Annotated in this window: 10 protein-coding genes; 5 read left to right on the top strand and 5 right to left on the bottom strand. The window is 69.3% G+C overall.

Going from position 1 to position 12,462, the window contains the following annotated elements; translation table 11 throughout:
- Positions 1-8: 8 nt before the first annotated feature.
- From H531_RS0103295 to malQ, 5 genes are read left to right on the top strand one after another with little or no spacing between them, the layout of a single operon-like run.
- Entirely contained in the window at positions 9-1,220 is a 1,212-nt protein-coding gene (locus H531_RS0103295; RefSeq protein WP_022797938.1) for a M16 family metallopeptidase, read from the top strand.
- Positions 1,213-2,433, top strand: a complete 1,221-nt coding sequence (locus H531_RS0103300; RefSeq protein ID WP_022797939.1) for a M16 family metallopeptidase — start codon at positions 1,213-1,215, stop codon at positions 2,431-2,433. Before H531_RS0103295 ends, H531_RS0103300 begins: the two co-directional genes overlap by 8 nt.
- Positions 2,423-3,283: a DMT family transporter gene (locus tag H531_RS0103305; RefSeq protein WP_022797940.1), complete on the top strand. Its 861-nt coding sequence runs from the start codon at positions 2,423-2,425 to the stop codon at positions 3,281-3,283. Before H531_RS0103300 ends, H531_RS0103305 begins: the two co-directional genes overlap by 11 nt.
- 15 nt (positions 3,284-3,298) lie before the next feature.
- Positions 3,299-4,171 carry a 3-hydroxybutyryl-CoA dehydrogenase gene (locus H531_RS0103310; RefSeq protein WP_022797941.1) on the top strand — a complete coding sequence of 291 codons (873 nt, stop codon included), beginning with the start codon at positions 3,299-3,301 and terminating at the stop codon, positions 4,169-4,171.
- 42 nt (positions 4,172-4,213) lie between these two features.
- Positions 4,214-5,716, top strand: a complete 1,503-nt coding sequence (gene malQ / locus H531_RS0103315; RefSeq protein WP_022797942.1) for a 4-alpha-glucanotransferase — start codon at positions 4,214-4,216, stop codon at positions 5,714-5,716.
- Positions 5,717-5,765: 49 nt separating this feature from the next.
- Here malQ and sucD read toward each other — a convergent pair whose 3' ends face one another.
- From sucD to H531_RS0103340, 5 genes are all read right to left on the bottom strand, one after another.
- Positions 5,766-6,632, bottom strand: coding sequence for a succinate--CoA ligase subunit alpha (gene sucD, locus H531_RS0103320; protein WP_022797943.1), 867 nt, complete (start codon positions 6,630-6,632; stop codon positions 5,766-5,768).
- Positions 6,629-7,765 (bottom strand): ADP-forming succinate--CoA ligase subunit beta, encoded by a 1,137-nt coding sequence (gene sucC / locus H531_RS0103325; RefSeq protein ID WP_022797944.1) that lies wholly within the window; start codon positions 7,763-7,765, stop codon positions 6,629-6,631. The genes sucD and sucC overlap by 4 nt, the downstream gene beginning before the upstream one ends.
- 78 nt (positions 7,766-7,843) lie before the next feature.
- Positions 7,844-8,848, bottom strand: coding sequence for a PIN/TRAM domain-containing protein (locus tag H531_RS0103330; RefSeq protein WP_022797945.1), 1,005 nt, complete (start codon positions 8,846-8,848; stop codon positions 7,844-7,846).
- Positions 8,845-10,125 (bottom strand): DNA repair protein RadA, encoded by a 1,281-nt coding sequence (gene radA, locus H531_RS0103335; protein WP_022797946.1) that lies wholly within the window; start codon positions 10,123-10,125, stop codon positions 8,845-8,847. The genes H531_RS0103330 and radA overlap by 4 nt, the downstream gene beginning before the upstream one ends.
- Before the next feature lie 36 nt (positions 10,126-10,161).
- Positions 10,162-12,366 carry an ATP-dependent Clp protease ATP-binding subunit gene (locus H531_RS0103340; protein ID WP_022797947.1) on the bottom strand — a complete coding sequence of 735 codons (2,205 nt, stop codon included), beginning with the start codon at positions 12,364-12,366 and terminating at the stop codon, positions 10,162-10,164.
- Between the last annotated feature and the right edge of the window lie 96 nt (positions 12,367-12,462).

Genomic DNA, 12,462 nt, shown 5'->3' on the forward strand with positions numbered 1-12,462 from the left:
TTAGGCCTGTGAGCCGCGTGGAGCGACTGCCGAATGGCCTTTTGGTGGCCCTGGAGGAGCGGGACTTCCCCGGGGTCGCCTTTCAGCTCCTGGTCCCCGCCGGGGCGGTGAACGACCCCGAGGGGCTGGAGGGGGCGAGCGCCCTCTTGGAGGGCTGGATCTGGAAGGGGGCCGGGGACCTGGACGCGAGGGCCCTGGCCCAGGCCCTGGACGCCCTAGGGGTGCGGCGGACGAGCGGGGCGGGCCTGGAGCACACCGCCTTCGCCGCAAGCTTTCTCCCCGAGGTCTTAGAGGAGGTCTTCCGCCTCTACGCCCTCCTCCTCACGAGGCCCAGGCTCCCCGAGGAGGGGTTTGAGGCGGTGCGCTCCGTGGCCCTCCAGGCCCTCCTCTCCCAGGAGGACCAGCCCGCGAGGAAGCTCCTCGCCGAGCTCAGGAGGAGGGTGTTCCTTTCCCCCCACGGCCGCGACCCCTTGGGGCGGGAGGAGGACCTCAAGCGGGCCACCCCTAGGGCCCTCAGGGAGGACTATGCCAGGCGCTACACCCCCAAGGGGGCCATCCTGGCCGTGGCCGGGGGCGTCTCCTGGGAACGCCTCCTTCGGGCCTTGGAGCCCCTGGCCTTGTGGCAAGGGGAGGAGCTCCTCCGCCCCCTCCCCAGGCTCGCCTCCCCCCAGCGCTTCCTCCTGAGGCGCCCCACCGCCCAGGTGCAGATCGGGCTGGCCTACCCCGACGTGGGCCCCGAGGACCCTGGGTTCTACGCGGCGCGCCTCGCCCTCGAGGTCCTCTCGGGGGGGATGAGTAGCCGCCTCTTCACCGAGGTCCGGGAGAAGCGGGGCCTGGTCTATGCCGTGAGCGCCTTTCCCGCCGGGGTCAAGGGCCAGGGCCTCCTCATGGCCTACGCGGGCACCACCAAGGAGCGGGCCCGGGAGACCCTGAGGGTGATGCTCGCCGAGATGGAGAGGCTTTCCGAAGGCGTGACCGAGGAGGAGCTTTCCCGGGCCCGGGTGGGCCTGAGGACGGGCCTGGTCATGGGGGACGAGTCCGTGAGGAGCCGGGCGGCCTCCATGGCCCGGGACCTCTACATGCTGGGCCGGGTGCGTCCCCTCTCGGAGATAGAGGCGGCCATCCAGGGCACCTCCCTGGAGGCGGTGAACGCCTTCTTGAGGGCGCACCCCTACCGGGACCCTTGGCTTGGACTTTTGGGGGAGGTAGAGGATGTTTAGGGAAGCGGTCTTGAATAACGGCCTCCGGGTCATCGCCGAGGTCCTCCCCGAGGCCCGGAGCGTGGCCCTGGGCTACTTCGTGAGGACCGGGGCCCGGGACGAGGCGAAGGAGGAAAGCGGGGTGAGCCACTTCCTGGAGCACATGGTCTTCAAGGGGCCCGAGGGGATGGACGCCTTTTCCGTGAACCTGGCCTTTGACCGCCTGGGGGCCCAGTACAACGCCTTCACCTCCGAGGAGGCCACGGTCTACTACGGGGCGGTCCTCCCCGAGTTCGCCTTTCCCCTGCTTGAGCTCTTCTCCAAGCTCCTGCGCCCCGCCCTGCGGGAGGAGGACTTCGCCACGGAGAAGGGGGTGATCCTGGAGGAGATCGCCCGCTACCAGGACCGCCCGGGCTTTATGGCCTACGAGTGGGCGCGGAGCCGCTTCTTCCGAGGCCACCCCTTGGGCCAGAGCGTCCTGGGCACGGAGGAAAGCATCCGAGCCCTCACCCGGGAGCAGATGGCCGCCTACCACGCGCGGCGCTACCTTGCGGGGAACATGGTCCTGGCGGCCACGGGTCGGGTGGACTTTGACCGCCTCCTGGAGGAGGCGGAGCGCCTCACCGAGGGGCTGAGGGCGGGGGAGGCAGGGAGGGACTACCCTCCCCTGGACTCCGCCGTGGGCCTGGAGGAGCGCCCCTACGAGAAGGCCCGCGCCCTCTACCTGGTGGCCCTCTTCCCGGGGATCGCCTACCAGGAGGAGGCCCGCTTCGCCGGCCACGTCCTCGCCCACCTCCTGGGGGAGGAGGGGTCGGGCCGGCTCCACTTCGCCCTGGTGGACCAAGGCCTCGCCGAGACCGCTTCCTTCGGCCTCGAGGAGGCGGACCGGGCGGGCTTCTTCCACGCCTACGTCCAGGCCGACCCCGCCCACAAGGAGGCGGTGGCCTCGGTCCTGGAGGCGGAGCTGACCCGCCTGCGTCGGGAGGGGGTCCGGGAGGAGGAGGTGGCGAGGGCCAAGACCCCCCTCGCCACCGGCCTGGTCTTCGCCGGGGAAACCCCTATGCAGCGGCTTTTCCACCTGGGGATGGAGTACCTCTACACCGGGCGCTACCTCTCCCTGGAGGAGGTGAAGGCCCGGGTGCTCCGCGTCTCCGCGGAGGAGGTGAACGCCCTCCTGGAAAGGGGCTTCCTGGAGCGGGGCCTCTACTACCTGGTCTTGCCCCATGGAGCCTAGGGCGCTCGCCGCGGCCCTGGTCACCATCCTCTTTTGGGCCAGCGCCTTTGCCGCCATCCGGGCCGGGCTAAAGGGGCTTTCCCCGGGGCATCTCGTCCTCCTCCGCTTCCTGGTGGCCGGGGGGGTCCTCCTCCTTTACGCCCGCTTCCGGGGGGTCCGCCCCCCAAGGCGGGAGGACCTGCCGCGGCTTTTCCTCCTCGGCGTTTTGGGCATCACCGTATACCACACGGCCCTGGTCTACGGGGAGCTTTCCGTGAGCGCGGGGGCGGCGAGCCTCCTCATCGCCACGGGGCCGGTTTTCACCGCCCTCCTTTCCAGCCTCTTCCTCAAGGAGCGCCTCAGGCCCCTGGGGGCCCTGGGCTTTGCCCTCGCCCTGGTGGGCTCCTTGCTCATCGCCTTTGGGGAGGGCGGGGGGTTTTCCCTGAGCCCTGGGGCCCTCCTCATCCTCCTCTCGGCCCTCTCCACCTCCTTTTACTTCGTCCTGCAAAAGCCCCTCTTTGCCCGCTACGGAAGCGAGGAGATGACCGTTTACACGCTTCTTTTCGGCACCCTGCCCCTTCTCGTCTTCCTCCCCGGGCTTCCCCAAGCCCTCCTGGAAGCCCCGAGGCCCGCCCTCCTGGCCGCCCTCTACCTCGGGGTCTTCCCCGGGGCCCTGGCCTACCTCACCTGGACCTACGCCCTCGCCCGCACCAAGGCCTCGAGGCTCTCCTCCTTCCTCTACCTCTCGCCCCTCCTGGCCCTCCTCATCGCCTACCTTTGGCTGGGGGAGGTGCCCTCCCTCCTCTCCCTCCTGGGCGGGGGCCTCGCCCTCCTCGGGGTGCTCCTCGTGAACCTCCGGGGCGTAGAATAGGCCGCGAGGTGGCCTATGGAGGTCAAGACCATCGGCGTGGTGGGCGCAGGACAGATGGGAAGCGGCATCGCCCAGGTGGCGGCCCAGGCGGGCTACGATGTGGTCCTGGTGGACGTCTCTCAGGAGGCCCTGGCGCGGGGCCTCGCCGCCATAAGGCGCTCCCTGGGAAAGTTCCTGGAGAAGGGACGGATCACCCGGGAGGCCCACGACGAGGCCCTGGGGCGCCTCCGCACCGGCCTCCTTCTGGAGGACCTGGCGGAGGCCGACCTCATCGTGGAGGCCGTGGTGGAGGACGAGGAGGTGAAGAAGGGCCTCTGGGAGAGGGTGGGGGCCTTGGCCAAGCCCGAGGCCGTCCTGGCCTCTAACACCAGCTCCATCCCCATCACCGCCCTGGCCCGCTACTCCGGGCGGCCCGAGCGCTTCATCGGCATGCACTTCTTCAACCCCGTGCCTCTCATGCCCCTGGTGGAGGTGATCCGGGGGGAGCTCACCTCCGGGGCCACCCGGGACACCGTGGTGGAGGTGGCCAAGCGCATGGGCAAGATCCCCCTGGAGGTCCAGGACTACCCCGGCTTCGTGTCCAACCGCCTCCTCATGCCCATGATCAACGAGGCCATAGAGGCCCTGCGGGAAGGGGTGGCCAGCAAGGAGGCCATAGACGGCGTCATGCGCCTGGGGATGAACCACCCCATGGGGCCCCTGGAGCTCGCCGACTTCATCGGCCTGGACACCTGCCTCGCCATCATGGAGGTCCTCCACCGGGGCTTCGGGGACGACAAGTACCGCCCCTCCCCCCTCCTGCGCCGCATGGTGCAGGCGGGGCTCTTGGGCCGCAAGACGGGCCGGGGCTTCTACGCCTACGACGAGCAGGGGAACAAGCTGGGCTAGGCCTGCGGAAGCCCTTCCACGCCCGGGGGTATACTCTAGGGCATGGAGCTTCCCCGCGCCTTCGGCCTCCTCCTCCACCCCACGAGCCTCCCCGGTCCCTACGGCGTGGGCGTCCTGGGCCGGGAGGCTTGGGACTTCCTGCGCTTCCTCAAGGAGGCGGGCGGGCGGTACTGGCAGGTCCTCCCCCTGGGCCCCACGGGCTATGGCGACTCCCCCTACCAGTCCTTCAGCGCCTTCGCGGGAAACCCCTACCTCGTGGACCTGAGGCCCCTCGAGGAGGCGGGCTACGTGCGCCTGACCGACCCCGGCTTTCCCGGGGCCCGGGTGGACTATGGCCTGCTCTACGCCTGGAAGTGGCCTGCCCTGCGGGAGGCCTTCCAGGGGTTTCTGGAGAGGGCTTCCCGGGAAGAGAAGGAGGACTTCGCCTCCTTCCGGGAGAAGGAGGCCTGGTGGCTTGAGGACTACGCCCTCTTCATGGCCTTGAAGGCGCACCACGGGGGGCTTCCCTGGAACCGGTGGCCTTTGCCCCTGCGCCTCCGGGAGGAGAAGGCGTTAAAGGAGGCGGTGCAGGCCCTGGCGGAGGAGATGGCCTTCCACGCCTTCACCCAATGGCTCTTTTTCCGCCAGTGGGCGGCCCTGAAGGAGGCGGCGGAGGCCCTGGGGGTTCAGATCATCGGGGACATGCCCATCTTCGTGGCCGAGGACTCGGCGGAGGTCTGGGCCCACCCGGAGTGGTTCCACCTGGACGGGGAGGGGCGGCCCACCGTGGTGGCGGGCGTCCCTCCCGACTACTTCTCCGAGACGGGCCAGCGCTGGGGCAACCCCCTTTACCGCTGGGACGTCCTGGAGAGGGAGGGCTTTGCCTTCTGGGTGGACCGCCTGCGGAAGGCCCTGGAGCTCTTCCACCTGGTGCGCGTGGACCACTTCCGGGGCTTTGAGGCCTACTGGGAGATCCCCGCTTCCTGCCCCACGGCGGTGGAAGGCCGCTGGGTCAAGGCCCCGGGGGAGCGGCTTTTCCACAGGATCCAGGAGGTCTTTGGCCGGGTGCCCATCCTGGCCGAGGACCTGGGGGTCATCACCCCCGAGGTGGAGGCCCTGCGGGACCGCTTCGGGCTTCCCGGGATGAAGGTGCTCCAGTTTGCCTTTGACGACGGCCTGGAAAACCCCTTTCTCCCCCACAACTACCCCCCCCACGGCCAGGTGGTGGTCTACACCGGCACCCACGACAACGACACCACCCTGGGCTGGTACCGCACGGCTACACCCCACGAGAAGGCCTTTCTGGAGCGCTATCTTGCGGACTGGGGGCTTTCCTTCCGGAAAGAGGAAGAGGTGCCCTGGGCCCTGATGGGCCTGGGGATGAAGTCTGTGGCCCGGCTTGCCGTGTACCCGGTGCAGGACGTCTTAGCCCTGGGCAGCGAGGCCCGGATGAACTATCCGGGAAGGCCCTACGGCAACTGGGCTTGGCGGCTTCTTCCGGGAGAGCTCACCCCAAAGCACGGGGAGAGGCTCAGGGCCATGGCCGAGGAGACGGGCCGGGTGTGATAGCAACCCATGCGGGCGCAAGCCCGCATGGGGGGCCTGGAAAGCCGGTTTAACCTAGGGCCTTCTTCACCAGCTCCACGATCTCGTCAATGGTGTCGGCCACGGGGATGCCCGCCTCGGCGAAGGCCTTAAGCTTGGACTCCGGGGTGCCCACGTTGCCCATGATGATGGCCCCGGCGTGGCCCATGCGCTTCCCTTTGGGGGCGGAGCGCCCCCCGATGAAGCCCACCACGGGCTTCTTCATGTGCGCCTTCACCCATTCCGCGGCCTCCTCCTCGTCCGAGCCCCCGATCTCCCCGATCAGGACCACGGCCTCGGTCTCGGGGTCCTCGTTGAAGAGGGGAAGGAGGTCCTTGAAGGTGGTGCCGATCACGGGGTCGCCCCCGATGCCCACGGTGGTGGTGGTGCCAAGCCCCGCCTGGGACAGGGCGGCCGCCGCCTCGTAGGTGAGGGTACCGGAGCGGCTGATGAGGCCCACCTTCCCCCGCTTGAAGACGTGGCCGGGCATGATGCCGATTTTGGTCTCCTCGGCGCTGATGATCCCGGGGCAGTTGCCGCCGATGAGGCGGACCCCTAAGGCCCGGATCTCCTCCACCGCCCGCACCATGTCCAGGGTGGGGATGCCCTCGGTGATCAGGACGACGAGGGGAATGCCAGCGTGGGCCGCCTCTAGCGCGGCGTCCGCCGCCATGGGGGCGGGAACGAAGATGATGGAGGCGTCCACCTTGTGGCGGGCCACCGCCTCCTTTACCGTGTCGTAGACGGGGACCCCTAAGACCTCGGCGCCCCCCTTGCCCGGGGTGACCCCCGCGACGATCTGGGTGCCGTAGGAAAGCATCTGCTGGGTGTGAAACTGCCCCTCCCGACCGGTGATGCCCTGGACCAGGACGCGGGTTTCGCGGTTCACCAGGATCACGCCGCACCTCCCACCATGGCCACGATGGCCCTGGCCGCCTCGAGGGACGTGGGGTACATGTAGATGGGCTTCCCCTCCAAAAGCCGCTTGGCCTCCTCCTCGGCGGTGCCCGCCACCCGCATGACCACGGGCTTGGTGAGGAGCCCTTCCTCCAGGGCCCGGATCACCCCCTTGGCCACCTCGTCGGCCCGGGTGATGCCGCCGAAGATGTTGATGAAGACCCCTTTGACCTCGGGGTCCTTAAGGACCACCTTCAGCGCGTTGTAGACCACCTCGGCCTTGGCCCCGCCGCCGATGTCCAGGAAGTTGGCGGGCTTGCCCCCTACCCGGTTCACCAGGTCCAGGGTGTACATGACCAGCCCCGCCCCGTTGCCGATGATCCCGATGTTGCCGGAAAGCTTCACGTAGGCGAAGCCGTAGTTGCTGGCCTCCACCTCCAAGGGGTGCTCGGCCTCCACCTCCCGGAGCTCCGCCAACTCGGGGTGGCGGAAGAGGGCGTTGTCGTCCAGGACGATCTTCGCGTCGGCCGCCACGATCCCGCCCTCCGTGGTCACCACCAGGGGGTTGATCTCGGCGATGGAGGCGTCCACCCCCTCGTAGGCCCGGAAGAGGCCCACGAGGACCTGGGCGAGCCGGTTCAGGTTGCCCTCGAGGCCTGCTTGCCGCACCATCTCCCGGGCCTCAAAGGCCCTCAGGCCCTTGTGGGGGTCAATCCAGAACTTGTGGATGGCCTCAGGGTTCTGGGCGGCCACCTCCTCAATGTCCACGCCCCCTTCCTTGGAGAGCATGAGGACCACCCGCTTCTTGGCGCGGTCCAGGATGAGGCCGGCGTAGTACTCCTTGGCGATGTCCACCGCCTCGGCCACCAGGACCTTCTTCACGGTGAGGCCCTTGAGGTTCATGCCCAGGATGGCCTTCGCCTTCTCGTAGGCCTCCTCCGGGGTGTCGGCGAGCTTCACCCCCCCGGCCTTGCCTCTCCCCCCCACGTGCACCTGGGCCTTGATGACCACCCGCTTGCCGAACTCCTCGGCGATCCGCTTGGCCTCCTCAGGGGTGTAGGCCACCCTGCCGGGCGGCACCGGCACCCCGTAGCGGGCCAGGATCTCCTTGGCTTGGTACTCGTGCAGGTTCAAGCTCCACCTCCTCGGCCGGCCAAGGCCAGGGGCATTATACCCTCCGGGGCCTCGGGCAGGGGAATCCCCGGCGGGCGCCTAGGTTTCGCCAGCGGGACGGGCGAAGAAGAGGCGGCCCACCTGGGTCTGGATGGCCTGGGTGATGACCACCTCCACCTCCTGGCCCCGGTAGCGGATCCCCCCGTCCACCACCACCATGGAGCCGTCCTCCAGGTAGCCCACCCCCTGGTGGGGCTCCTTGCCCTCCTTGAAGATGAGGAGCTTCAAGGTGTCCCCCACCTGGAGCTGGGGCCTCAGGGCCTGGGCCAGGGCCTGGACCGAGAGGGCCTTCACCCCGTAGATGCGGGCCATCTGCAGGAGGGCCAGGTCGTTGGTGACGAGGGCCGCCCCCAGGTCCCGGGCCAGGAAGAGAAGCCTTTCGTCCACGCTGTCCCCCTTGGGGGCCTCTTCCAGAACCTCCAGGGGGAGGTACTCCTTGAGCCTTTCCAGGGCCTCGAGGCCCCGCCTCCCCTTGGCCCGCCTAAGGGGGTCTGGGCTGTCGGCGAAGTGCTGGAGCTCTTTGAGGACGAAGTGGGGCACGAAGAGGGGGCCTTCCAGGAAGCCTGTGGCCGCCACCTCCGCCAGCCTCCCGTCCACCAGGACGCTGGTGTCCAGCACCTTTCCCCCCTCCTTGGCCGCCCTCCGGGCCGGGCGCAGGTAGTCCTTGTAGCCCAGGGCCAGGTAGGAGAAGAGCCCCACCAGAAAGAAGGCCAGGAGGAGGCTGTGGTAGGGGGAGAAGCCCGGCACCTGGGAGAGGAGGGTGGTGAGCAAGACGGTGAGGAGAAGGCCCAGGGTGGCCCCCAGGGTGAGGGACACGGCCACCTCGGGGGGGAGCTCCCGCAGGCGGCGGAGGCGCTTTTCCAGCAAGGTTTCCACCCTGGGCGCCAGGAGGACCCCGGTGAGGAAGCCCGCCACCCCTAGGTAGAAGCGGTTCAGGGAGAGGAGGCTCGCGGACTGGGGGAGGAGCCCGCTTCGCTCCAGGGTCACCGCCAGCTGGTACCCCAGGAGGGCGAAGAGGAGGTAGAGGAAGAGGCGCGGGCTCATCCCAGGTGCCGCTCCACCGCTTCTTTCAGGCTCCGGGTGTTCCCGGGGTGCAGGAAGCTACAGAACCCCGCCCGCTCCCCCTCCTTGAGCCGCCGCTCCAGTCCCGTCACGCTCCGGACCTCCCCCAGAAGGCCCACCTCCCCCACTACCGCAAGCCCCTCGGGCAAGGGACGCCCCACCACCGCAGAGTACACCGCCAAGGCCACGGCCAGGTCCAGCCCGGGGTCCAGGACCCTAAGCCCCCCCGCCAGGTTCACGTAGACGTCCAGGCTGGCGAGGGGAAGGCCAAGCCGCCTTTCCAGCACCGCCAGGACCATGTCCACCCGCCTCCCGTCCAGTCCCTGGACCACCCGCCTGGGGGCGGGGAAGGGGGTCCGGGCGGCCAGGGCCTGGACCTCCAGGGCCAGGGCCCTCTCCCCGGCCAGGGCCAGGGCCACGGCGCTCCCCGGCACCCCCTGGGGCCTTTCCTGGAGGAAGGCCTCCGAGGGGTTTCCCACCTCCAGAAGGCCCTCCTCCTCCATGCGGAAGACCCCGAGCTCCCCCACCGGGCCGAAGCGGTTCTTGGCGCTCCTCAGGACCCGGTAGACTCCGGCGGTCTCCAGGTAAAGGGTGGCGTCCACCGCGTGCTCCACGCTTTTGGGCCCGGCCACCACCCCCTCCTTGGTCACATGGCCCACCAGCACCACCGCCGCCCCGCTTTCCTTGGCGAAGCGGACCAGGGCGGCCGTGGCCTCCCTGACCGCCACCAGGCTTCCCGGGGCGCCGCCGGCCTCGAGGGTCTGGACGGAGTCCACGAAGAGGGCCTCGGGGGGGTCCTGCTCCAGGAGGGCGAGGAGGGCCTCCAGGCGGGTCTCCCGCACGAGGAGAAGCTCCGCTACCCTAAGCCGCCTCGCCCGCAGCTTGATCTGGGCCGGGGACTCCTCCCCGGCCACGTAGTAGACCCGCTGGGGCATGCGCCGGGCCATCTCCAGGAGGAGGGTGCTCTTGCCCACCCCAGGCTCCCCGCCCAGGAGGACCACCTCCCCGGGGACAAACCCTCCCCCCAGGACCCGGTCCACCTCGGCCAAGCCCGAGGAGAAGCGGCGCTCCTCCCCCTCGTCCACCTGGGAGAGGCGGAGGAGGCCCGCGGCCGCCCAAGGGCGCTCCTTTCCCTCCTTCCGCGGGGGCTCGGGGGCGGCCTGCCGGAAGCTCCCCCAGGCCCCGCACCCCGGGCAGCGCCCCAGGGGTTTAGGGGTCCGGTAGCCGCACTCCACGCATACGTGGTCGGTCTTGGCCATGATCGGAGGGCAAGCGGGCGCCGCTTCCCCCGGGGGTCAGACCAGAAACTCCTCCACCTCGTGGAAGGCCAAGCGCCCCTCCTCCACGCTCACGTAGAGGTGGCCGGCGGGCTTCTTCAGGAGGGCCAGGGACAGGGGGTCCTCAATGCGCTCGCGGATGACCCCGCGGACAGCCCGGGCGCTTCCCGTCTTGGGGGCCTGCTCCACCACAAAGTGGGCGACCTCAGGGGCGAAGGCCACCTCAATGTCCCGAGCCTTCAGCTCTTTCCGGATTTCTTCCAGCATAAGCCGGGCCACCTGGACCAGCTCCTCCTCCGTGAGGGGGCGGAAGCGGATCACCTCGTCCAGGCGGTCCAGGAACTCCGGGGTGAAGAGGGTCTTCAGGGGGGATTCTGTGTCTACTTCCCTCGAGGTAAAGCCGATGGCCGGGCCCACGTTGTAGCCGGTGTTGGAGGTCATGATGAGGATGACCCGCCGGAAGTCCACGGTGCGCCCCATGCCGTCGGTGAGGCGCCCCTCGTCCAGGACCTGGAGGAAGGTGTTGTAGATGTCGGGGTGGGCCTTCTCAATCTCGTCCAGGAGGACCACGCTGAAGGGCTGGCGGCGCACGGCCTCGGTGAGGCGGCCTCCCTGCTCGTACCCCACGTAGCCCGGCGGGGCGCCGATGAGCTTGGAGATGGAGTGGGGCTCCTGGAACTCGGACATGTCAAAGCGGATAAGGGCCCGCTCCGAGCCGAAGAGGACCTCGGCCAGGGCCTTGGCGAGCTGGGTCTTGCCCACCCCGCTTTGGCCCACGAAGAGGAAGCTCGCGGCCACCCGGGTCCGGCCCCCAAGGCCCACCCGGGCCCGCCGTAGGGCGCTGGCCAGGGCGCGGATCGCCTCCTCCTGGCCCACCACCCGCTTCCTCAGCTCCTCCTCCAGGTGCATGAGCTTCTCGTCGTCCTTGTCGTCGGTGTAGATGCCTCCCCAAGAGTCCACCACGGCCTCGATGTCCTCCCGGGTGACCACCGGGGTGCCGTCCTCCTCCTCGGCCACGGGGAGGCCCAAGGAGGCGTTGAGGCGGACCCTCGAGGCCGCCTCGTCAATGAGGTCAATGGCCTTGTCGGGGAAGTTGCGCCCGGGGAGGGAGCGGATGCCGATCTTGACGGAAAGCTCCAGGATCTCGTCGGGAATGATAACCCCGTGGTGGGCCTCGTACCGGGGGCGGAGGCCTTTTAGGATCTCCAGCGTCTCCTCAGGGGAGGGCTCGAGGACGATCACCGGCTGGAAGCGCCGCTCTAGGGCGGCGTCCTTTTCTATGTAGCGGTGGTACTCCCCGGTGGTGGTGGCCCCGATCACCTGGATCTCCCCCCGGGCCAGGGCGGGTTTGAGGATGTTGGCGGCGTCCAGGGTGCCCTCGGCCCCCCCGGCCCCGATCAGGGTGTGGAGCTCGTCAATGAAGGCGATGACCTTGGCGTTTTTGAGCTCCTCAATGATCTGGCGCAGGCGCTCCTCAAACTCGCCCCGGTACTTGGTCCCCGCCACCACCCCGGCGAGGTCAATGGCCACCACCCGGGCCCCGCGCAGAATGGGGGGCACCCGCCCCTCCACGATGGCCTGGGCCAGGCCCTCCACGATGGCCGTCTTGCCCACCCCAGGGTCCCCGATGAGCACGGGGTTGTTCTTGGTGCGGCGGGCCAGGATCTGGATCACCCGGTTGATCTCCTCCTGGCGCCCGATCACCGGGTCCAGCTTCCCTTCCCGGGCCTCTTTGGTGAGGTCGCGGCCGTACTCGTCCAGGAAGGGGGTGTTCACGGGCTTCTCCCGCTCGCGGCTGTCGGCCATGGCCAGGATGCGCCAGCGGATGGCGTCCACGTCCTTGGCGAAGTGGGAGAGGATGCGGTAGGCGATCCCGTCCCCCTCGCGGAGGATGCCGAGGAGGATGTGCTCGGTGCCGATCACCTGGGCGCCCATGTTGCGGGCTTCGGCGCTGGCCAGCTCCATGACCCGCCTCGCCCTGGGTGTGATGGCGGGGGGCTCCCCGGTGCGGCTCCCCTCGCCCCGGCCCACCAGCTCCTCCACCATGCGGCGCATGGCCTCGAGGCTCGCCCCGTACTCCTGGAGGATGCGGGCCGCCGTGCCCCCCTCGCGCATCAGGCCCAGGAGGAGGTGCTCTGGGCCGATCATGGAGTGGCCTAAGCGGCTCCCCTCCTCCCTCGCGTAGTGGAAGACCAGCCTGGCGCGGTCGTCGTACCTGTTCATGCTCCCCTCTACCCACATTCTAGCCTAAGGCCCTCCGCCTTGGGGATTTGCGCACGGGCTCACCTTGGGCCGGAGGCCCGCCTCTCCTGTAAGATG

It is taken from the genome of Thermus islandicus DSM 21543 (genome assembly GCF_000421625.1).
GTDB classification, from domain to species: domain Bacteria; phylum Deinococcota; class Deinococci; order Deinococcales; family Thermaceae; genus Thermus; species Thermus islandicus.

Coding starts and splice junctions, on each gene's coding strand:
- H531_RS0103300 (WP_022797939.1), top strand. CDS start 1,213: ATGTTTAGGGAAGCGGTCTTGAATAACGGCCTCCGGGTCATCGCCGAG.
- H531_RS0103305 (WP_022797940.1), top strand. CDS start 2,423: ATGGAGCCTAGGGCGCTCGCCGCGGCCCTGGTCACCATCCTCTTTTGG.
- H531_RS0103310 (WP_022797941.1), top strand. CDS start 3,299: ATGGAGGTCAAGACCATCGGCGTGGTGGGCGCAGGACAGATGGGAAGC.
- malQ (WP_022797942.1), top strand. CDS start 4,214: ATGGAGCTTCCCCGCGCCTTCGGCCTCCTCCTCCACCCCACGAGCCTC.
- H531_RS0103330 (WP_022797945.1), bottom strand. CDS start 8,848: ATGAGCCCGCGCCTCTTCCTCTACCTCCTCTTCGCCCTCCTGGGGTAC.
- radA (WP_022797946.1), bottom strand. CDS start 10,125: ATGGCCAAGACCGACCACGTATGCGTGGAGTGCGGCTACCGGACCCCT.
- H531_RS0103340 (WP_022797947.1), bottom strand. CDS start 12,366: ATGAACAGGTACGACGACCGCGCCAGGCTGGTCTTCCACTACGCGAGG.